The sequence below is a fragment of the Helicobacter labacensis genome, from assembly GCF_003660285.1.
Taxonomy (GTDB): domain Bacteria; phylum Campylobacterota; class Campylobacteria; order Campylobacterales; family Helicobacteraceae; genus Helicobacter; species Helicobacter labacensis.
Genome location: NZ_QXQQ01000002.1, coordinates 65,920 through 85,697 on the forward strand (window position 1 = coordinate 65,920; position 19,778 = coordinate 85,697).

At 47.8% G+C, this 19,778-nt stretch carries 20 protein-coding genes and 1 pseudogene; 6 read left to right on the top strand and 15 right to left on the bottom strand.

Annotated elements, in window-relative coordinates:
* The first annotated feature begins 36 nt into the window (after positions 1-36).
* The 4 genes from EAO33_RS01315 (at position 37) to EAO33_RS01330 (ending at position 3,292) form a co-directional block, all read left to right on the top strand.
* Positions 37-438 carry a hypothetical protein gene (locus EAO33_RS01315; RefSeq protein WP_120944247.1) on the top strand — a complete coding sequence of 134 codons (402 nt, stop codon included), beginning with the start codon at positions 37-39 and terminating at the stop codon, positions 436-438.
* Positions 439-682: 244 nt separating this feature from the next.
* Complete coding sequence (locus EAO33_RS01320; RefSeq protein WP_120944249.1) at positions 683-1,438, top strand: flagellar hook-length control protein FliK; 756 nt, start codon at positions 683-685, stop codon at positions 1,436-1,438.
* Between the two features lie 31 nt (positions 1,439-1,469).
* The gene (flgD, locus tag EAO33_RS01325; protein WP_120944251.1) at positions 1,470-2,447 is read left to right on the top strand and encodes a flagellar hook assembly protein FlgD; all 978 of its coding nucleotides are present in this window, start codon (positions 1,470-1,472) and stop codon (positions 2,445-2,447) included.
* Positions 2,448-2,476: 29 nt separating this feature from the next.
* Positions 2,477-3,292 (top strand): outer membrane protein, encoded by an 816-nt coding sequence (locus EAO33_RS01330; RefSeq protein WP_162982159.1) that lies wholly within the window; start codon positions 2,477-2,479, stop codon positions 3,290-3,292.
* Positions 3,293-3,665: 373 nt separating this feature from the next.
* Here the strand turns inward: EAO33_RS01330 and EAO33_RS01335 are convergent, their stop codons facing one another.
* From EAO33_RS01335 to EAO33_RS01355, 5 genes are all read right to left on the bottom strand, one after another.
* Positions 3,666-4,229 carry a hypothetical protein gene (locus tag EAO33_RS01335; protein ID WP_120944253.1) on the bottom strand — a complete coding sequence of 188 codons (564 nt, stop codon included), beginning with the start codon at positions 4,227-4,229 and terminating at the stop codon, positions 3,666-3,668.
* Between the two features lie 83 nt (positions 4,230-4,312).
* Positions 4,313-4,510, bottom strand: a complete 198-nt coding sequence (locus tag EAO33_RS01340; RefSeq protein WP_120944255.1) for a hypothetical protein — start codon at positions 4,508-4,510, stop codon at positions 4,313-4,315.
* 3 nt (positions 4,511-4,513) lie between these two features.
* Positions 4,514-5,539, bottom strand: coding sequence for a uroporphyrinogen decarboxylase (hemE, locus tag EAO33_RS01345; protein WP_120944257.1), 1,026 nt, complete (start codon positions 5,537-5,539; stop codon positions 4,514-4,516).
* Positions 5,526-6,191, bottom strand: a complete 666-nt coding sequence (locus EAO33_RS01350) for a 3-methyladenine DNA glycosylase (protein ID WP_120944259.1) — start codon at positions 6,189-6,191, stop codon at positions 5,526-5,528. Before EAO33_RS01350 ends, hemE begins: the two co-directional genes overlap by 14 nt.
* On the bottom strand, positions 6,192-7,502 hold the full coding sequence (locus EAO33_RS01355; RefSeq protein ID WP_120944262.1) for a M99 family carboxypeptidase catalytic domain-containing protein: 1,311 nt from the start codon (positions 7,500-7,502) through the stop codon (positions 6,192-6,194).
* A 118-nt stretch (positions 7,503-7,620) separates the two neighbouring features.
* Here EAO33_RS01355 and EAO33_RS01360 point away from each other — a divergent pair, with 118 nt between their 5' ends.
* Positions 7,621-8,130 (top strand): flagellar FLiS export co-chaperone, encoded by a 510-nt coding sequence (locus EAO33_RS01360; protein ID WP_205589474.1) that lies wholly within the window; start codon positions 7,621-7,623, stop codon positions 8,128-8,130.
* Between the two features lie 75 nt (positions 8,131-8,205).
* On the opposite strand, the gene EAO33_RS01365 is transcribed toward EAO33_RS01360, so the two are convergent.
* Positions 8,206-9,897 carry an MBL fold metallo-hydrolase gene (locus tag EAO33_RS01365; protein WP_120944264.1) on the bottom strand — a complete coding sequence of 564 codons (1,692 nt, stop codon included), beginning with the start codon at positions 9,895-9,897 and terminating at the stop codon, positions 8,206-8,208.
* An 80-nt stretch (positions 9,898-9,977) separates the two neighbouring features.
* Between EAO33_RS01365 and thrC the strand changes: the two genes are divergently transcribed.
* Entirely contained in the window at positions 9,978-11,417 is a 1,440-nt protein-coding gene (gene thrC / locus EAO33_RS01370) for a threonine synthase (protein ID WP_120944266.1), read from the top strand.
* A gap of 30 nt (positions 11,418-11,447) precedes the next feature.
* On the opposite strand, the gene EAO33_RS01375 is transcribed toward thrC, so the two are convergent.
* The 9 genes and pseudogenes from EAO33_RS01375 to dxs form a co-directional block, all read right to left on the bottom strand.
* Positions 11,448-12,305 carry a c-type cytochrome gene (locus EAO33_RS01375; RefSeq protein ID WP_120944268.1) on the bottom strand — a complete coding sequence of 286 codons (858 nt, stop codon included), beginning with the start codon at positions 12,303-12,305 and terminating at the stop codon, positions 11,448-11,450.
* A complete protein-coding gene (locus EAO33_RS01380; protein WP_120944270.1) occupies positions 12,302-13,534 on the bottom strand; it encodes a cytochrome b in 1,233 nt (410 codons plus the stop codon). Before EAO33_RS01380 ends, EAO33_RS01375 begins: the two co-directional genes overlap by 4 nt.
* A gap of 10 nt (positions 13,535-13,544) precedes the next feature.
* Positions 13,545-14,046, bottom strand: a pseudogene (gene petA / locus EAO33_RS01385) (ubiquinol-cytochrome c reductase iron-sulfur subunit).
* A 116-nt stretch (positions 14,047-14,162) separates the two neighbouring features.
* Positions 14,163-14,981, bottom strand: coding sequence for an energy transducer TonB (locus EAO33_RS01390; protein WP_120944272.1), 819 nt, complete (start codon positions 14,979-14,981; stop codon positions 14,163-14,165).
* Positions 14,947-15,336, bottom strand: a complete 390-nt coding sequence (gene exbD, locus EAO33_RS01395; RefSeq protein WP_120944274.1) for a TonB system transport protein ExbD — start codon at positions 15,334-15,336, stop codon at positions 14,947-14,949. The genes EAO33_RS01390 and exbD overlap by 35 nt, the downstream gene beginning before the upstream one ends.
* Before the next feature lie 2 nt (positions 15,337-15,338).
* Entirely contained in the window at positions 15,339-15,785 is a 447-nt protein-coding gene (exbB, locus tag EAO33_RS01400) for a TonB-system energizer ExbB (RefSeq protein WP_120944276.1), read from the bottom strand.
* Between the two features lie 84 nt (positions 15,786-15,869).
* On the bottom strand, positions 15,870-16,868 hold the full coding sequence (locus tag EAO33_RS01405) for an outer membrane beta-barrel protein (protein WP_120944343.1): 999 nt from the start codon (positions 16,866-16,868) through the stop codon (positions 15,870-15,872).
* Positions 16,868-17,857 (bottom strand): tRNA dihydrouridine synthase, encoded by a 990-nt coding sequence (locus EAO33_RS01410; protein WP_205589477.1) that lies wholly within the window; start codon positions 17,855-17,857, stop codon positions 16,868-16,870. The genes EAO33_RS01405 and EAO33_RS01410 overlap by 1 nt, the downstream gene beginning before the upstream one ends.
* A 73-nt stretch (positions 17,858-17,930) precedes the next feature.
* The gene (dxs, locus tag EAO33_RS01415; RefSeq protein ID WP_120944280.1) at positions 17,931-19,778 is read right to left on the bottom strand and encodes a 1-deoxy-D-xylulose-5-phosphate synthase; all 1,848 of its coding nucleotides are present in this window, start codon (positions 19,776-19,778) and stop codon (positions 17,931-17,933) included.

The following is a 19,778-nucleotide window of genomic DNA, read 5'->3' on the forward strand; positions in this document are numbered from 1 at the left end:
TCTTGCTTGTAGTGCTAAAACAAGCAAAGGATATCTATGGCTCTTAACCCTACGAGCTTAGAGATCGCCAAAACATCCAGCAAGGGTAAGACCCCTGTTTCTGCGTCCAAGAAGACCTTAGCCGCGGATAAAGACGCGTTCAAACAGCTTTTAGCCCACCAAAAAAAGCAACTCAAAACCCCCCTACTTGCCGATCCTAAGATCGACAAGCACAAAAAAGACGCGTTACCCATTGCCCTAGCTAAAGCCCAAGAGAAAAAGACTTCTAAGAATCCTGATCCCAACCACACCACCCCCCTAGCCCACTTGTTAGAAGGCAAGATGCCAAAAGTGCCCCCATTGCCTGATAAAACCTCCAAAAGCCCTCACACGCCCCAAAAATCCAAAACCCCCAAAACCGATCTCTTGGCGGATAAAAAACGCCTCCAAACACGCTAAACTCTCCGACATCAAGAAGCTTGAAGGGGCTAAGAAATTGGGCTTGAGTTCCCTCAAGCATGAAAAAAAGCGCGCCCCCCCACAAAGCCTGAATCTAAAACCCCCCTTTCCACCCAGCACCTATTAGACATGCAAAAAAAACCCACAGCCTCTCTCAAGGACAAAAAAAGCCCCTGAACCCAAAAATACGGACACCCCCAAGCAAGAGAGCAAAGCCACTGCGAGCCCCCCGCCCAAAGCCCCCTTGAGTCAGCTTTTAACCCACCAAGGCATCACCCAAAACAAACAAGAGAGCGCTAAACTCCATGCGCAGAAACTCTATGGGCACACCCTCCCTAAAGATAACGAAACCAACGATCGCGAAATCAAGCAGGCGTTTAAACAAGCCCTTGTGCAATTCCCTCCCTCCATTTATGCCCCCCACGCGCCCTTACAAGGTCCAGCTGGCACTAAAATTAGCCCTGAAGAGCAAAAGGAGGAAAAACCCAGTCTAGCCATTAAAGAGAGTGTGTCCCATGCGCCCATCCAACATGCCCAAGATAAAGAACTTCCCAAAGCTCCTTTGATTAAAGAAACCCTTAAGAATTTTAGTGCCGAACTCAAACAAGCTCTTGTGGATTTCAAACCCCCCATTACAAAACTTTCTATGGAGCTCCACCCAGATAAACTAGGCAAGGTGGAGGTGGTGATCCAACAGGTGGGGAATAATATCCAAGTGAGTGTGAGCTCGAGCGCGCCTGTTGCCGCCTTATTATCCTCTTACAACAACGAATTGCGCCACAATTTAGCCCAAATGGGCTTTAGTGATGTAGATGTGAGTTTTATCGCGCACAATAACACCGGGCATGGTTCTAGCAACCCCCAACAGCAACACAGCCAAAACCCCCACAATCCCCAAAGCCAAAACCCCCATACCCCCCAAAGCCCCTCTAAAGACACGAATGCCCCCCCTCTAAGAGTGGGGGACTCTACGCTTAAGATCAGCAGATTAAGGGTATAATGGGGGGGTTATACCACAAAGGGAGAAGGGCATGCCCATTGATTTAGCAGAAGTAACCGGGGCAAAAGCAGCCATGGAGAAAAAGAAACACGAGCCCAAGATCGCCAATGGCTTGGACAAGGACGCGTTCATGAAGTTGTTTTTAGAACAGCTTAAAAACCAAGACCCCACCGCCCCTATGGAAACCGACAAGATCATCACCCAGACCGCGCAACTCACCCAAGTGGAGATGCAAGAGGAAAACAAGAAGACCATGAAGGAAGTGGCCGATGCGATGCAATCGAGCAAGGACACTAACCAATCTCTTAGAGATTTTCAAGGCAAACTCAAAGAAACCCTAGATCACCTAGATAAGGGCGTGGACAATAGCCTCAAGTCCAACGCGTTGATGACCCAAGCTTCGGGTTTGAATAGCGTGAGCATGATTGGCAAGATCGCCGAAACCGATGTCAAGGGGATCAATGTGGGGAAAGGCAAGGTGAGTTTCGCGCTTTACTTCGATCAACCCATTGAAGCTTCAGAGGGCAACCCGGGGGTGCAAATCTTTGATGCAGAAAAAAAGCTGGTGCGCACTTTGCCCTTGAGCGGGAAAAATGGGCAACAAGGTTATATAGAATTTGAGTGGGATGGTTTGAATCAGGAGGGCAAGCGCGTGCCCCCGGGCACTTATGAGATCACAGCCGAATACAATCTAGACCCCAGTAGCAATAAATACCTCCACACGCGCATAGGCAGGGGGGAGGTGCAAAGCGTGGTGTTTAACAAGGGCAAGCCGATGTTGCGCATGGGAGAGATGGTTTTGCCCATGGATAGCGCGCTAGAGTTTTACGACAAGTCCAGCTCGCGCCACCAACAAGAGCAACACGAACACCTAGCCCACCTAGTGCAGGCTAAAGCCCCCACAGCCCCCAAAGAGGTGGCAAGCACTAAATCCCAGCCCACGCCCCCCCAAAATACCCACCCTAGCGCGCACTCGACACCCCCCCCTAAATCCTCCCACCCCATCTAGCCTCCCACACAAGCTACGATTTAGCTGGCTTGCAAACTAGACTAGAACAACTCATCGCCCAAGTGGCGCAAGCGCAACAAGGCTTGCTAAACACCCTCTTAAACACCTCGTTAACCCAAAAAATAGACGGGCTGTTTGCGGAAGTATCCAAGGAGAGTTTGAACCCACAAAATCGTCAAGCCAAGGGCAGGGCGATCCAAGACTTAGGCACTCTCTTAGCTTACCTGCACGCCACACAAACCAAGCTCAAAGCCTACGCCAAAGACCACCCAAGTTTGTTAGCGCTCACGCCCTCTAGCATTGCGGCTATGCAAAGTGGGCACACCAGTGGGAATTTGTATGGGGTGAACGCACAACTGGGTTATAAACACTTCTTTGGCAAGAAAAAACGCTTTGGCTTGCGCTACTATGGAAGCTTTAGCTACCAATATGGCACACTCACAAATGCGTACAACACAGCTTTAAGCAATATGGTTTATGGGGCTGGGATGGATGCGCTTTATAACTTTTATGAAAACGCGAAGGGGCACTACACCACAGGGGTGTTTGTGGGCTTCATGTTGGCAGGTAGCACATGGTTGCTTAAAGATGCCAAAGCCTACCAAGCCCTAGCTAACTTTATGAGAGTTCAGGGCTACCATGTGAGCCAACACACAACCTACTTCCAAATCCCTTTGAATATAGGTTTTCGTAGCAATGTCAGCAAGCACAATGGGTTTGAAGTGGGGCTACGCATCCCTTTGAGCCTGAATAGCTACCTCAATGGCACGAGAGGGGCACAAAGCCTCAATATCAGCTATAAGCGCAATGTTTCTGTCTTTGTGAATTATGTTTACAACTTTTAGGCAGGTGGGATAAGCTAAGGGCAAGGGGTGGTGTTATCCTCCTGAGTGGGTCTTTGTGGCTCTCTTTGGCATTTTAGCGGGCGCGTTGGTTTTGTCTTATACTCACTCTTGAGGCTTGCTGGTAAACTTGCCCTAAATCTTTTATTTTCTTCCGACATCTTTCTTGGGCTTACAAGATGTGTTACAAGGACTCTGCAATGAGCTTATGTGGGGGCTTTTAAAATCACGATTGCTAGAGTGTTACTTTTTTAAGCTCATGAATCTATTCATTGGCATAGGTTCTCTCAAAATTTTTGTCTAGCGCGCGCCTAAAAAAGGCATGAAAGTGAAAACGGTGAGAACCTAAACTCAGATACATGAAGTTAGCAGGAGTCTAGCCCAAATTATTAAGATTGGTGAGTAGGTTGTATAAAAACCAGCTATCCCCATTGTAAAAGACTTGGGGTTTAGCGCTTGCGCCATCTTTATGCACGCTAATGCCATCCTCATAGGGCGCAATGGAGATGAGTTTAGCAAGTGGGAGGCGCACACTCTTAGCCTTGCCAGCAAAATACAAATGCTTGGTGGTGATAGCCAACACCCCCGTGTCAATGTATTGTAATTGATCCTCTTGGATTCTGCGCCCCTTAAAAGCCCCCACGCGGTAATACACCCCCTTCATAATGCGCACGCTCACCCCCTGCGAACCTCCCACATAGCGGCTTGTCGTTTTGGTTTCATAATACGCCACGCCCTGTTCTACCCAAAGGAGTTTTTCGCCCTTTTGGAACACAAAGGGCAGGGGGTCGCCCATCAAGTTAAGGCATTGGGGTAGTACCCCCTCCATCACTTGGCGCAAGATATGGGCTTGCGTGAGTCGTCTATAGTATCCCCACTTGTCTAATATCTCTTGTGAGAGTTGAAAAAAGGCAATGAGAGCCCTAATCCTTTTCCTCATCCACACTTAAAAGACCATCTTCTAAGGCTTTCTCAATGGCGTGCCCCACCCCTTTAGCGATCAAATCTCTTTGCAGGGACGAGTCAATAAACGCGCTTGTGGCGTGTTGGCTTAAAGAGTTGCTTAAAGTTTCTAACTCTTGGGGGGCGATTATGCTGTTGGTAGGCTTCTTGGATGGCTAGTTGGATCTGCTCTTGTGCCTGTGTGTGTTTTTGCAAACACTCTTTATGTTGCTTGCGCAAAAACCCTGCTGGGCGGTTACAAAATTTACAAAGCCCCATCAATCACCCCTTAAACTGGGTTTTTTGGCGCACTAAGCGCACTAATTCTAAAGCGTGCGCGCGGGGCAAATCTGCAATCATGCCATGCCCCAAATTAAAGATAAAACCCAACTCCCCCATCACTTTTAAAATGCGCTCCACCCCCTCAGCCATTGCTACTTGGCTATACAGTCTTGCGGGTTCTAAATTGCCTTGCAAAACATAGCGATCGCCTAAAATCTCTTTAGCCATAGCTAAGGGCGTGCCCCAATCACAGCCAAAGACCTCAAAATCCCCGTTCAAATGCGCTAAATACGCCCCCACGCCCTTAGGAAAGACAATCAGGGGGATATTAGGGTGCTTGGCTTTGAGCGCGCGGGTGATTTTTTGAATGTAATTCCAGCCAAAAGTTAAATACGCCTCTAATTCTAGCGCGCCTGCCCAAGAATCAAAGATCATCAAGGCATCCGCTCCCGCCTCTGCTTGTTTGGACAAATAGGCGATGAGTTCTGTAGTGAGCTTATCTAGCAAGGCGTGTAACACTTCAGGCTGGCTATAGAGTAACTTTTTAGAGTGCTGGTAAGTCTTGCTCCCCTGCCCCTCGATCATATAAGTGGCTAAAGTCCAAGGCGCGCCACTAAAGCCAATGAGTGCCTTAGATTTGTCTAATTGTGCGCGCACGCTAGAGACAATCTCATAGACATAGTCTAATTGTTGGTGAGCTTGTGGTTTTAGGGCTTGGATGTCCTCTAAACTGGTGATGGTGTGGGTGAATTTAGGACCCACATTAGGGAGAAACTCTAGGGGTAGCCCCATAGCATAAGGCAAGAGCAAAATATCGCTAAAGAGAATAGCCGCATCCACATCTAAGATTTCTATGGGTTGGAGGGTTACCTCGCTAGCAAGCTTTACATTAGCGCAGAGATCTAAGAAGTTTTTAGCTTTTTGGCGCACCTCTTGGTATTCGCGTAAATAACGCCCCGCTTGGCGCATCATCCAAATGGGGGTATAGGGGGTTGCTCGCCTAAAACACGCGTCAATAAAGATCATCACAATCCTTTAAAAGGGGTTTAAGCGCAATTTTAGCGCGCATGCACTCCACAATCTTGCCATGCAAACGCGCGTAAATGCTGGCTAAAGGCAGTTGGTGGTCATAGAGGGCTAGAGTGTTTTCTAAATTTTCTTGCAAGCCTTGCATGAAAAACTCTTGCATGGCGTGGTAATCCTCTAATTCTAGTCCTAAAGAGGCTAAGAGCTGGTAGGTGTATGCATCCACCACCAGCACGGGGCGCAAACAGGCGTAATTTAAAATGCTATCAGCACTCTCAAAACCGATTCCCTTTTGGGTCAAAAGCCAATCTCGGCTCACTTGGGCTTGAAAGTTGGCAAAGTCTTTAAAGTCTTGCAGGATATGGCAACTCAAGGCGATCAAATAGCGCGCTTTTTGGCGGTAAAATCCGCTAGGGGCAATGAAGGGGGCTAACTCTTGAGGGGAGATTTGGGCGAGATTTTCTAGGCTTAAAAGTTGGGATTTTTTAAGATTTTCTAAGCTTAAGCGCGCCCTCTCCCAGCGCGTGCGCTGGGTTAAGATCGCCCCCACCACCACCTCAAAACTCCCGGCATGGGGCCACCACAGGGGCGGGGCGTTTTTAAGTAAATTGAGAGCTTTGAGCGCGCGTAAAATCCCTAAACTAGAGATCATCTACACAAAGCGCACCAAGATCATGCCACAAAAGGCGTTGCCTTTATAGACTTCTACGCGATAAATGCGCCCCTTTCTATCTACTGAAAAACGCGCTAAGAGATTTTTATGGGCGATCTTCACCCCCACTTCATTGGGTTTATTCCCCTCATTTTTAAGAGAAAACCCAATGACATTGACCCGGTAGCCCTTTTTAGGTAGCACCTTAAAACTCCCCTTGACATTGACAATGCTGGCTAGAGCGATCGTTTTAACCTCATTGTCAATCTCCATATTGATGTCTTTAAGGCTGTGATCAAAGGGCATGTATTCGGGCATAAATCGTGTCATGAGCTTGTTGCCGTATTTGAGCCAAATTTGGTTTTTACGGGGCAAAAGACCTAAAATATAGCTTTGTGAATCTAGGGGGATTTGACTCACAGGCGCGTTTTTGGGGAAGGGAAAAAAATGTAAGTGATCGCGCAAGCCATAGAGGGGAAGAGTGGTGTTGTGATTCAAAGTTACTTGGAGTTTTTGATCGTTGATGAGGCGATAAATCGCCAAAGGAGTGAGCGCGAAATCTTTGCTGTAGCGAATCCCTAACTCCTCTAGGACACCCTCTATAGCCAATAGGTGGTAGTAGACGCGTTGGGCTAGAGTGAGTTCCTTGCTCGCCTCATTGGCAAAGGCGGGTTTGTCATGCTTGATCGCAAAGTAAGTCAAAGCCTTTTCCATTTCTTTGTCTCCCCTTGCCGTGTGGGTGTTGTGGATATGGTAGCGGTGTAGGGGTTTGAGGAGGTGGGCGTTGATGTGCTCTGTTGTCTTGGCTGAAATATGTTTGAGATCGCCAAAGGTGGTGTGGGCTAAGTTGTTTTGATCGATGATGAAGGAATTGCCCCAGCGCCTAGGGTTGAGTAATGCACTTTCATAATGGGGGCGATAAAAGCCACTCCCATCATGTAAATGCAACACCACATTCACATCGGGGGCAGTGATGGTGTGCTTGATAGATTGGATGAGGGGGTATTCGGGATCCTTGGGATTTAAATAGGCAAATTTACGATTCAAATCCCCATAAACTCCCCGGTGGTTCAACAGCATAGAATAGCGGTTCAACACGGGCACTACCCACACAGAGCCAGATAAAATCTTGTAGTGGGTTAAAAAAATATTAGTGGTGTTAAATCCCCCGGGTTCATCGCCCTGAATCCCGCCCATGAGCAACAAAGTGGGACCTTTTTGATCCCCCACTTTTTTAATGACATGCACGGATTTTTCCGCTTGCGCCAAACAAGGCAACACAAACGCCAGACACAATAATAGTACTCTCATTAACTCTCTCTTGGATGAAGGATAGCTGAAGTGCCATTATATCTAAAAAGCCCGCGGATTGATCCAAAAGGAGGGAATAAAAAATGCTTGGTTTTTCTATCTTGCTATAAGGATGGACATGAGAGAGAATATGCTAGAAATCTTTAAAAAGCACTTGGGGGCGATTGATCCCGCGGATTTGGGAATCCTAGACACCCAGCAAAAAACTAGCAAAATCAAGCATTTCAACCACGAGATCAAGGGTTTGAATGAGAGTATTGGGGTGTTACAGACCTTGCAGATTGCCTGCCAAAACTTGCTTAAACTAGAGGCGGATGCGCGCACTTCTATGCAGGAAGTGATCGCCAAGGCGCGTTTTCAAGATAAGGAACTCTTTGGTGTGGGCTTGCAAATTAGTTTAGATTCCCAAGAGTCTTTGCACCTAGAGATCCAAAACCCCCTAGAGGTGCTAGCTTCCAAGGGGCTAGAGGGTATGCGCGCGTGTTTGCAAGAGGGCTTGGAAGACATTAAAGACGCGTTGGCACGCATCCAAGAGAGTGTGAGCCAAAAACAGGTCTTCAAAAAACCCCCCACTCTCAACACCCCCCACTTTGACAAAAGCGCGCTACTCTGCGTTAAAACTTCTTAAACCTCTTGGGCGCGCCTAGCGCGCCAGCACCCAAGAACCCGGCAAGGGCGGACTCTTAGCACCAAGCATGGGGCATCAATCTAGTTTCAGGCTATAGGCTTTAGGGGAGCTGTAAAGATGGCTGAAGTGATACCAGAAACTAGCTTCATAGGCGTTAGGGTTGCGCTTGATACGGCAGTGAAAACCCCGTAACATCTCTTCAAAAGGGAGATGGTTTTCCACGATGCAGGCTAAAATTTCTTGGCGCACGCGCAGTTGCATCACACGATAACCCTGCTGGACAGAGATGAGTGCCTTCTCTTCTACAATCTTGAAACTTTGCGTAACAAAATTGGCCTCTACAATGGGTGCGACTACTTTGTCAAAATTGTCGTTAGTGGGGATGAAACTCACAATTTGGTAGGCTTTATAGGCAGAGAGTTTGAGAAAACCCATGAGTTTATGGGGATCATAGCTGAAAGTCTTGGCGTAAAATTGCGTGTATTTAGCGGGCAAGTCTTTTTTAAGGGTGTGGATTTCTTCTTGCCACTGCACCAAGTCGGCGGTTTTAAATTCTAAGGTGAGCGCGTCATTAGGGGGCAAACATTTGACCGGGTTTTCTCTGTGTGTGCGGCTGTAGAGATCGCAAATCTTACTGCACTCTGATATATCGTTATGGGTGTTGATGCGCTTGATGATGGCATCTCGACTACTCTCCTGTAAATAGGGAGTAGCAATGGGCATCACATAAGCGGGGTTGGTCAAATGGATAAGCTTTTCTAATTGCTGTTTTTGCCCCTCTAGGTGGGCATTATGCAGGGCTTTTTTCTCTTGCCCGCTGTAATTATCCACACAAAAGGGAAAACCCGAAGTTTCCCCAAAAAAGGCAGTGCACAGTAAGGTTAGCCCACTGGGTAGATTGAAGCGGTTGATGTAGTTAGCATAGGGGTTAATGAGCACATCATGCCCGCAAAGACACAAGTAAAGCCCACTATCCTCAGAGTCATCACCGGCTTTAAAAACACTGAATTGGAAAAACGAGCTAAACTCGTAGATTTCTTGAAACTCCAAAGGAAAAATATTAGAAAAGCCTAAGTTTTTTAGCGCGCGCTCTACACTCTTGGAGGCAAAATTGCCCACAATAAAGGGCTTACTTCTGGGAGCAAACGCTAAAGTTTGGGGATGCAAACAGCTAGAGCGATTAGAGGAGATAAAAATAAAATCCGCATGCACCAAGCAATACAACGCCTCTTTACAGCTGGCTTTCTCTAAATAACCCGCCCCCAAAAAGGCAGGACCTAGCAGCCATGGATCGGTGATGAATTTGATCCCGCCTGCTTCAATATACAAACAGGCATGGTTAAGATAGCGGATTTTAAAATCCCCTTTAAAACTGGATTGGTAGGGGTTAGCTAAATCTGTAGAGGTTTCAATCTGAAGAGTGCGCCCCTCAATGCGGTATTTGAGGGGTTGTTTTTTGCGTCCATTGTCATAACTCAAACTACTCAAGTGTAAATTCCACATGCAATGTGGGCAGGAAGCGATGCCTTTGTTATGCAAAAGCTTATCTCCCCTGTGATCGCAAATGGTGTCGATGATCCAATCGACTTCTGGCTTTTCACCCATTTTGACATGCTTTTTCATCTTAATGATAAATTCGCCCATGTCATTGATCCCCTCTAATAACCCCCGCACAGAGAGACTTTGGGTATTAGTGTTGGTTTCAAAAAGCCCCACACGGCGCAACTTGACGGGTGCGGGCGAACTAGAAGCGTTCTTGGGCGGCAAAGCGGGCCTCCATAGGCTAAAAATAAAGGCGCATTATACTAAAATCTTGCCAATAAATCCCCAACTCTTAAGGATCACCAATGGTATTACTGCTAGATAGTAGAAGTGGCACAGCCATAGGGGGTTTTGAGCGCGCTCTGCTCGATCCTAGTTGTCAAGGCTTGTGCGTGCCTCAAAACCTCCCCCAAGTGGATTTTTCTACCTACCTGCCCTTGAGTTACGCCCAAGCCACCCAAACTCTCTTTAAAGCCCTAGAGCTCAATCTCAACCCCGCTCTCTTAGATCGCGCCCTTGAGCGTTACTCCAAGTTTGAGGCTATTGCCCCCCTGCATGCCTTGAGTCCCTCCCTCTATGTCCAAGAACTCTTTCATGGTCCCACTCTAGCCTTTAAGGATATGGCACTCCAACCCTTTGGGGTGTTGCTCTCAGAGTTAGCCAAAGCACGCCAAGAAAAGTATTTGATCATGGTGGCTACTAGCGGGGATACCGGTCCAGCTACTCTAGCTAGCTTTGCTAATCTGCCTAATACCTATGTCTTTTGTCTTTACCCCGCTCAAGGCACGAGTTTAATCCAAGCCCTGCAAATGCAAACAATAGATGCGCCCAATCTCAAGGTAGTTGGGCTAGAGGGAAATTTTGATGACGCGCAAAGCGCGCTTAAAACCCTCTTGCATGATGAGGACTTTCAAACACATTTAGCCCAAAAAGATTTGCATTTGAGTGTGGCTAATTCGATCAACTTTGGACGCATTATCTTCCAGATGGTCTATCACATTTGGGGGTATTTGGATTTGGTGCGCGCTGGAGCGATCCAGTATGGCGATCCCATTAAAATTATGATCCCTAGTGGAAATTTTGGCAATGCCCTAGGCGCGTTCTATGCTAAAGCGATGGGCTTACCTGTGGAAAAAATTAGCGTGGTGTCTAATGCTAATGATGTCCTCACGGAGTTTTTTAACACGGGAGTTTATGACCTACGCACCCGTAGTTTGCTCAAAACCCCCTCTCCAGCGATGGATATTCTTAAAAGCTCCAATATTGAACGCCTACTTTTTGCCCTCTTTGGCTCTGAGCGCACACAGGAGTGCATGCAAGCACTCCAAGATCAAAAATACTACGCCCTCACTTCTAGCGAATTACAAAGCTTACGCGCGCATTTTGAGGCGTTTAGCTGTGATGACACGCATTGCTTAGATACTATCGCGCGCACCTATTGCGATCAGCACTATTTAATAGACCCCCACACCGCTACCGCGCTTTATGCCTATGAACACCTTGAGAGTCGCCTGCCCTGTGTGGTGGTCTCTACCGCCTCTTGGAGTAAGTTTGCCCACACCACTGCCCTAGCTCTAGGCAAACAAGCCAAAGACGATCAAGAAGCTCTGCAAGTTTTAGCTAAAGAGGGGATTATGCCCCCTGCTAGAGTGCAAGAGCTTTTAAGTAAGCCTCTTATACATAAAGATCGCGTGGGTGTAAGCGATCTGCAAAATTACATTAAAACATGGCTAGAAAATTTCTAGCGCGCGTTGCGCGCTAACCCCCCTTGTTTGCTAATGAACTTCTCTCCACACCTTTTGTTTCCACACATAGGCAAGCAAGGTCATTACCGCAAAGAAGACCATGATCTTAATACCTAGCGCATCGCGTTGGTGTTTCTTGCTATCCCCCACTTTTTCTAGGTAATGGATGATCTGTTCTTGAGATTCTTTATTGAGCCCCACTCTAGGCATGGCTGTCCCGGGCAAGAGTTTTTGAGGATCGTTGATAAAGACTTCTAGTTTTTCACGCCCTAGTGAGCGAATCATCATGGAGAGATCGGGCACTTCCGCGCCTAAATAGCGGTGCAAGTCTTTAGGATCGCTGAGCGCGTGTTCTTTGTCGTATGTAATGCTATGGCAACGCTGGCAGGCTTGGGCAAAGACTTCTTTATCTTCTAGCTTTTTAGGCGCGATAGAAACTAGGTAAGCCACAATGTCGGATAAATCTTGATCGCTAAATTGGGCAAAAGCGGGCATGGGATAGGGGTTATCGTCCTTGTATTTGTGAGCAAGTTTAGCTGTTTTTACGGGGTCTTTGATGAAGTGGGCTAAGAATTGGGGGTTGAGCACAGCACCCACATGGGAGAGATCGGGAGGCACGACCCCAAAGCTCGCCCCAGCACTAGCATGGTCCATGGGAGCGGGGATTTTTTGGCTCTCAAGGCTATGGCAAGCGGTGCAATTTTGGGCAACTAAATCCTTACCCTTAGTCGCATCGCCCTTACTCAGATCAATAGGCTTTAAATCCTTGAAAGCAAAGTCAGCCGGGGGCACTTTGGGCTCCATCACGCTATGCGCATAGGGTTCTACCCCCCAGTAAAGCACCCCAATCACCACGATCAAAATCGCTAGGATTTTAAGCTCTTTCATTGTGCGCCCCCTTTCTTCTCAGCGCGCGCAATGAGGGGCAAGACCACAAAAAAGAGGGCTAAAAAGATGATTGAAGCCACAAAGCCCACATATTTATTATTCCCTACAGGGGGCAATTTGCCATAGATGGTGAGCACCACCATATCCACCACGAGCACCCAAAACCAAATTTGGAAGGCTTTGCGTTGGTGGGCAGGTTTGACTACCGGGCTATTATCCAAAAAGGGCAATAAAAAGAAGATCACTTGGGCGATCCCAAAGGCGACTAAGCCTAAATTGCCATTGAAAAAGAAGCCCCGTAAGACCTCATAACTCCATAGAAAATACCACTCGGGGTAAATATGGTGCGGAGTTTTAAGGCTATTGGCGCGCTCAAAGTTAATAGGATCCATAGCAAATTCGTAATGGTAGCACACCAAGTAAAAGAAAAAGACCATGAAGGCGCACACCACAAAAATATCTTTAGAGAGAAAGACGGGCCAAAAGGGGATGACCTTAGATTCTTTCTTTTTACCCTCTTTAAACTTCTTTTCTTCGGCTTCAAAGTCCAACACTTCGCCCTCTTGGTTATTGACATGGGGGATACGCAAAGAATAAAAGTGCATGCCCACGATGGTTAAGATCACCACAGGCAATAAAAAGACATGCAACATAAAAAAGCGCGTGAGTGTCGCGTCTGCTACGACATAATTACCCCGAATCCACACCAACAGATCAGGACCAATGACCGGGATTTTGCCAAATAACTCCGTGATGACTGAGGCTGCCCAGTAGCTCATTTGCCCCCAAGGCAACATATAACCGCTAAAGGCTTCTGCACTAAAGATCACAAACAAGAGCATCCCGCTAATCCAAATCATCTCACGACCCTTTTTATAAGAGCCATAGTAGATTGCCACAAACATATGGATATAGAGGATCACAAAGATCATGCTCGCAGCCGTAGCGTGGATGTGTCGCCAAAGCCAGCCATAGGCGACCTCTTGCATGATGGTAAAATTCACGCTGTCATAAGCCAATTTGGCATCGGGCTTATAATACATTAAGAGGAAAATACCTGAGATGACCAACAAACCAAAGAGGGTGAGCAAGATCACCCCCATCGCCCACAAAAAGTTAATGTTTTTGGGAATCCAATACTCTGTCGCCAATACTCTGGTGAGTTTCTTCACCCCTAAGCGTTGATCTAGCCAGTCCACAACCCCCGTTGCTTTTTTGATTTCTGCCATTCTCTATCCTTTATGCGTGCGCGACCATGTTTTTATACTCTGGACCCACTTCGCCAAAGGTGATCTTAGAGCCCTCAAGTTTAAAGGGGGGGATCTCAAAGGGGCGAGGCGGAGGGGTGCCCGGGATATTCACCCCATTGCTGGTAAAACGCCCGCCATGGCAGGGGCATAAAAAACCTTTTTGGATGGATTCAAAATTAGGAATACAACCCAAATGGGTGCAATTGCACCCCCACAGTGAACACCCCGCCTTGAATCTTAAAATCGCGCTTGGGATCGAAGGCATCCTTAGGGTCTTTTTTGATGATGTAGACCGGTTTACCCCGCCACTCCACACTAGAAAACTCCCCATCTTTCATATTGCTCACATCCACGCTAGTAAAACCTGCGGATACCACGCTAGGCAAGGGGTCCCAAGTCTTTTTCATAGCCACCAAGCTAGCTAGCGCACCTGCGCCCGCTACCCCAGCTAGTGCCATGCTCAAAAAGTCGCGCCGATTCATCTCCGCCATCATCACTCCTGCTTAAATTATTGCAAAAGGCGATTTTACATGAAAAAGTTTAATACTATGCTTTTGGGGGGATAGCTCAAAGCCCCTCCAAAGTGGCGCGTAACCAGCGCGCCTGCTCATTCTTCTTTGATCGTGTAGGCAATGGGGATTTTCAAATGCACGGTTTGTTTGGGGGTGGGGAAGAGTCTAGCTGCTTCTTTTACTGCCTGCACCGCTGCGCGGTTGAGAATCTCTGAGCCTGAACTCTTAGCCACCCTGATGTCTGTGGTGCTACCATCGGCATTGAGAGTAAACTCCACCAAAACTTCCCCCTCAATCCCACGCACCATCGCCATTCTAGGGTATCTATTTTTTGAAGAAATCGCCATTTGGATCTTCATCAAAAATTCATTGCTCACCCCGGGGTTGTAGGCTTGCGCGCTGGCTTGCGCCCCCTCAGATTTCTGGTTGGATTCCTCGCGTTTTTGCTGTTTGGGCGTGGGTTCGCTAGGCTTGTTAGCCTCTTCTTTAGCCGGTTTAGCAGGTTCTGGTTTGGGCTCTGGTTTTACCTCTGGTTTGGGCTTAGGCTCAGGTTTTGGGGTTGGCTTAGGCTCTGGTTTAGGTTTAGGTTTAGGTTTAGGCTCAGGCTTGGGCTTATGCTGGATTTTGTGGTGGACATTGTGGTGGGTTTTGGGCTCTTCTTTGGGTTTCTCTTTAGGTTTTTCTTGGGGGGGAGTTTGGGGGGCTTGTTGGGCGTGCTGGAGCTGGTTGGAGTGGGTGTTGATGCTGGCTAAACTCATGGTGAGAGTCTTGGTGCCTGATTGGGCTAGACTCTCCACTTTTTCATAGCTAGCAAAGGCTATCCACAATCCCACGGCGTAGATCACCGCTGTGATCGCGAAACTCACCCCCGTAGAAAATCTACTTTGTTTCTGTAGAGATGGAGAAGTTTTCATGGTTTTGGGCTTTGAGAATGTCCATGATCTCAACAAAAGTGCCAAATTTGGAGTCTTTGTCGCTACGCAGATCCACGAGGGTTTTAGGATCGGTTTTGGCGATCAAGGCTTTGAGATCGTCTAAACTTTGGGGCTTGTCGTTGACATAAATTCCATCGGATTTATCCACCACGATCGTAACTTTCTTTTCGGGTTGCTCCATTTTTTGCGCGCTAGCCGCGCTGGGAAGATTGACCTTGATCTTACCTTCCGCAATGAAAGTGGACACGCTTAAGACTAAAGCCAGCAATACCAACATTACATCAATGAAAGGCACAATATTCAGACCATCTCCCCGGCGTAGTCTAACTTTCATCGTTACGCCTTACGACTCAATTTGAATTGTTCAGAGAGAACATCTACTTTGCGCAAGAACATATTGTAAACCATCAAGGTGGGGATAGCGACCACCAAACCAAAGGCGGTTGCCTTCAGGGCTAAAGAGAGCCCTAAGGTGATCGCCTTAGCGTCCAGCCCAGTCGCGCTAGTGCTCATGTCGTAGAAAGTTACCATCACCCCTAAAATAGTGCCCAATAACCCCACATAAGGGGCGTTAGAAAAGATGATGTAAAGCATGGTGAGATTCTTCGTCAGGTCTAGATCCAATCTATCGGGATCGTCATAAAGTTTGAAATCAAGGCGCGCGTAAAAGATAATGCGTTCAATGGTGAACCAAAGTGCTAAAAAGCCCATCAGCCCTAACACGCTAAACACCCCAATATCCACATACTCCCCAATGAGTTTAACAGAAAAACCTTCGCCCATACCAAGCCTTTAGTGTAGTGTAAAGGGTGTTGATTGTATTGATTTTGTAATAAAAAGTCAAGCTAAAAAATTTTTCGTGTATGTTTAAAATAAATAGGCATAGCCCACATAAAACTCACTATGGGGCACGATGCTAAGACTTTGTTTGAGAGTTTGCTGGGTGCCCACATTGCTGTTGCCATAATTATACCAATTTTGCGCACTGAGCTTGTAATAGGGGAATTTCCACCCCACGATCACGCGGTTGTGCTCGCCCACATACATCTGTGTCCCCACATTGACAAAAAAGCCACTCCCGGCCGCAAAAAAGCGCGTCTTACGCCCTAGGACTTGGTTGACAAAGCGATCGCTCCAAAACATCGTATACTCCACACCTCCGCCCACAAACAAGCCCACCTTGAAAAAGAACATCTTGGAGTAAATTTTCTTGATCCAAAAATCCAATGGGAGATTTAAAAACATATCTACATTAAACCCAAAACTCAAGGCATGCGCGCTGTGCCCTAAAAGACTACTCTGGGGGTTGGGCGTGGGGCAAATACCCAAGGGGTTATTAGCGCTCAAGGGCGCGCAGGGCGAGCTATAGCCACTTGGCACGGCTAAATCCCCCCCCACATTTTTAAACCCACTGGGTACATTGCCATGGCTAATACTTTGGGGGATCACCCCCCCTGTAGAAGGGTCAATGGCTTTGATGTATTTGGGGTTGTAGTTTTGCCCCCCCTGGTTGGCGATACTGGTCAATCTGCCTAAATTAGCACTGACATACTCTAGCGTGCCATAGACACGCAACCCGCTAATGGCAAATTTGTCAAAGAAGATTTCATCGCCCAAAGTGTAGGTAAAGGCAAAATTCGCGTTTTTATCCGTGCCGTAAGTGCCCTTTAGCAAATCGCCTTGACAGAGATTTTGGGGGCATACAGGCGCGCCATTGGGCATGACACTAGGGTTATGCATGCTCACTTGCTGGCTAAAAGTGCTAGAAGACCCCTGGGCTGATCCTAGGCGCACCCCCGTATAGACATGGTTTTTTACCGCTCCTAACACCTGCGTGGCTAAGAAGATCGCAACGGCTAAGCGCATTAACAACTCTGGTTGTTTAAGGAGATAATCTGGGGGAGATCGTGCAAGACTTGCGCGTGGCTGAAAAATTCTTCGACTTGGGCGCGTGCGACTAGCGGATCACCCATGCAATTGACACACTCTTTAAATGCGCTCGCGCCCACATGTCCTTTAGCATAGGCATGTAAATTTTTGCGAAACATCACCACACCCCTAGCCCCGTAAAAATCCACCATCTTATCAAAGTGTTCTAAAACCAAGTCTTTTTTAAGCACGGGGGGTAACTCTTGCGTATCATGCTTGATCTGCCAGAAGATCCAAGGTTTAACTAAACTGGCACGCCCAATCATCACTCCTTGCGCCCCTGTGTAAGCGCGCACCTGTTTAGCCTTCTGCACGCTGTCAATCTCGCCATTGACGACCAAGGGTTTGTTTAAAATCTGGCGCATCAAGCGCACACTCTCATAGTCAATCCTCTCTTTCTTGTAGCGATCGGCACGCGTGCGCGCATGCACCACTACAAAATCCACCGGCGCATCATTGAGCGCGTGCGCGATCTCTTCTGGGATTTTGCGCTCAAAACCCAAACGCACTTTTACACTGGTGTAGGGCTTATTGGTGTGTGTGCGCACCACCCTCAAGAGCTTAACTAGGTGGTTTAAATCCTTGAGTAAGCCACTTCCATTGCCATGGTTGGCTACCTTAGGGGCGGGGCAACCGCAATTAAAATCCAAAATATCGATCCCCTCTATGGCATTGAGCAATTCCACCGCCCTTTGCACGATCTCCACCTTAGAGCCTGCGATTTGCACACTAAAGGGATTTTCATCGGGGGATTTCTCCAGCATCTTGGCGTTTTTCTCAAAGGCATACACCAGCGCATGGGAGCTTATCATCTCGCTCACCGTTACATCCACCCCAAAGCGTTTCACCACACTCCTAAAAGGCAGATCGGTATAACCTGCCAAAGGGGCTAAAAATAATAAGTTATCAAATTCAAGTCTCGCCATCGCGCGCATGTTAGCTAATTTTCTCTTAACGCGCGCCATTGACAACACCCTAAAAAGATCGCCACAAAACGCTTTAAATGCTTAAATCCTCTAACACTCTTTGGGCTAGGCTGGGGGGGTCTAGCTTTAAACTTTTCTCCACTAAAGCCGTGTTGCCATGCCTGATGAAGAGATCGGGCAGTTCAAAACTCTTGAGTTTGGGAGAGTGATCTATTTGTGCTAGGTATTCTAATAGTGCGCTCCCCACCCCATTGATTTGGTAGGAATCGCTAAAGACATAAATGCGCGCATAGCGGGGTAAAATGTCTTTTAAGTGGGTGTCTAGGGGTTTTAAAAAGCATAAATCCAAGAGCGCGATTTGTAAATCCTTAAGAATCTCCAGGGTTTGGTAAGCCCGCCCCACCCCATTGCCATAGCCCACAAAGAGCACCTCCTGCCCTTCTTTTAATAGCACGCTCTTGGCATGCTCATAGGGCACAGCTTCAAACACCCCCTCAGGCAATAGCCACCCCCCCCGTGGGTATCTAAAGGCGCAGGGTCCGCTGGCATGATCTCGAGCAAAGGCGATCGCCTGCTTCAAAGTGGCGTTATCTCTAGGGGCTAGCAAGGTCATATTAGGGATGGGGCGCAAATAGGCGATGTCTAGCAAACCTTGATGGGTTTCCCCATCTTCGCCCACAATCCCGGCTCGATCGATGGCAAATTTCACAGGTAAAGTCATGATCGCTGTGTCATGCACAATCTGATCAAAGGCGCGCTGTAAAAAGGTGGAGTAAACACTCACGAAAGGTTTAAATCCCTCCTTAGCTAGAGCAGCCATGGAGGTTACCGCGTGCTGTTCGGCGATTCCCACATCCCAAAAGCGATCCGGATAGGCTTCAATGAGCTTACCTAACCCCGTGCCCCCGGGCATCGCCGCGGTTACGCCCACGATTTTAACATCCTTAGTAGCGTAGTCTAAGAGGGTTTGGGAGTAGACCTCTGTGGGGCTTAGGGGTTTGTTGCGATCTTTAGCGCTTGTGGGTAAACCAGTGGCTAGATCAAAGGGTCCCACGCCATGCCATTTTTCATAAGGTCCTTCGGCAATCTTGTAGCCCTTGCCCTTAGTGGTTTGGGCGTGGATTAACAAGGGTCCCTTGGTTTCTTTAGCCAATTTAAGGGCTTGGATAATGGCTTCTATGTCATGCCCATCTATGGGACCCATGTAGCTAATCCCCAACTCCTCAAATAAAATCCCGGGGGTGATGAGTTTGAAAGATTCTTCAAAGCGGTTTGCCAAATAGCTCACCCCCTCAGGCATGGATTTTAAAATCGCCTTGATCTTATCGCGCAGGGACTGGTAAAGAGGTCCTGCCATAAGTTGGGATAGGGCATTGCTGATCGCCCCAATGGGCTTGGCAATGCTCATTTCATTGTCGTTGAGTAAAATCACTAGGGGGTATTTGCGATCCCCCAATTCGTTCAAGGCTTCATAAGCCAAGCCCGCGCTCAAACTCCCATCCCCCACCACTGCTACAGGCACATCGCCAATCCCTTTAAGCGCGTAGGCTTTAGCCACCCCCACCCCCACAGAGAGCGCCGTCGAGCTATGTCCGGCTACAAAGTAGTCATAAACCGACTCGCTAGGGCAACAAAACCCGCTCAAGCCACCAAGCTGGCGCAGGGTGCAAAAGGTTTCAAAACGCCCTGTTAAGAGTTTGTGCGCGTAGGCTTGGTGGCTGGTGTCAAAGATCAAGGGATGCTTATTCTTATCAAAGACACTGTGCAAACCCACGATCAACTCAATAGCCCCTAAAGACGAGCTCAAATGCCCACCCTTAGCGCTCACAACCTCCAAAATCCTTTCTCTTAGTAGCGCGCAAACTTTCTGTAAATGCGCGCTTGTCTGCCCGTAAACTTCCAACTCCCTGAGCGCTTCCAT

Coding starts and splice junctions, on each gene's coding strand:
- EAO33_RS01315 (WP_120944247.1), top strand. CDS start 37: ATGGCTCTTAACCCTACGAGCTTAGAGATCGCCAAAACATCCAGCAAG.
- flgD (WP_120944251.1), top strand. CDS start 1,470: ATGCCCATTGATTTAGCAGAAGTAACCGGGGCAAAAGCAGCCATGGAG.
- EAO33_RS01335 (WP_120944253.1), bottom strand. CDS start 4,229: ATGAGGAAAAGGATTAGGGCTCTCATTGCCTTTTTTCAACTCTCACAA.
- EAO33_RS01340 (WP_120944255.1), bottom strand. CDS start 4,510: ATGGGGCTTTGTAAATTTTGTAACCGCCCAGCAGGGTTTTTGCGCAAG.
- hemE (WP_120944257.1), bottom strand. CDS start 5,539: ATGATCTTTATTGACGCGTGTTTTAGGCGAGCAACCCCCTATACCCCC.
- EAO33_RS01350 (WP_120944259.1), bottom strand. CDS start 6,191: ATGATCTCTAGTTTAGGGATTTTACGCGCGCTCAAAGCTCTCAATTTA.
- EAO33_RS01355 (WP_120944262.1), bottom strand. CDS start 7,502: ATGAGAGTACTATTATTGTGTCTGGCGTTTGTGTTGCCTTGTTTGGCG.
- EAO33_RS01360 (WP_205589474.1), top strand. CDS start 7,621: ATGAGAGAGAATATGCTAGAAATCTTTAAAAAGCACTTGGGGGCGATT.
- thrC (WP_120944266.1), top strand. CDS start 9,978: ATGGTATTACTGCTAGATAGTAGAAGTGGCACAGCCATAGGGGGTTTT.
- EAO33_RS01375 (WP_120944268.1), bottom strand. CDS start 12,305: ATGAAAGAGCTTAAAATCCTAGCGATTTTGATCGTGGTGATTGGGGTG.
- EAO33_RS01380 (WP_120944270.1), bottom strand. CDS start 13,534: ATGGCAGAAATCAAAAAAGCAACGGGGGTTGTGGACTGGCTAGATCAA.
- EAO33_RS01390 (WP_120944272.1), bottom strand. CDS start 14,981: ATGAAAACTTCTCCATCTCTACAGAAACAAAGTAGATTTTCTACGGGG.
- exbD (WP_120944274.1), bottom strand. CDS start 15,336: ATGAAAGTTAGACTACGCCGGGGAGATGGTCTGAATATTGTGCCTTTC.
- exbB (WP_120944276.1), bottom strand. CDS start 15,785: ATGGGCGAAGGTTTTTCTGTTAAACTCATTGGGGAGTATGTGGATATT.
- EAO33_RS01405 (WP_120944343.1), bottom strand. CDS start 16,868: ATGCGCTTAGCCGTTGCGATCTTCTTAGCCACGCAGGTGTTAGGAGCG.
- EAO33_RS01410 (WP_205589477.1), bottom strand. CDS start 17,857: ATGGCGAGACTTGAATTTGATAACTTATTATTTTTAGCCCCTTTGGCA.
- dxs (WP_120944280.1), bottom strand. CDS start 19,778: ATGGAAGCGCTCAGGGAGTTGGAAGTTTACGGGCAGACAAGCGCGCAT.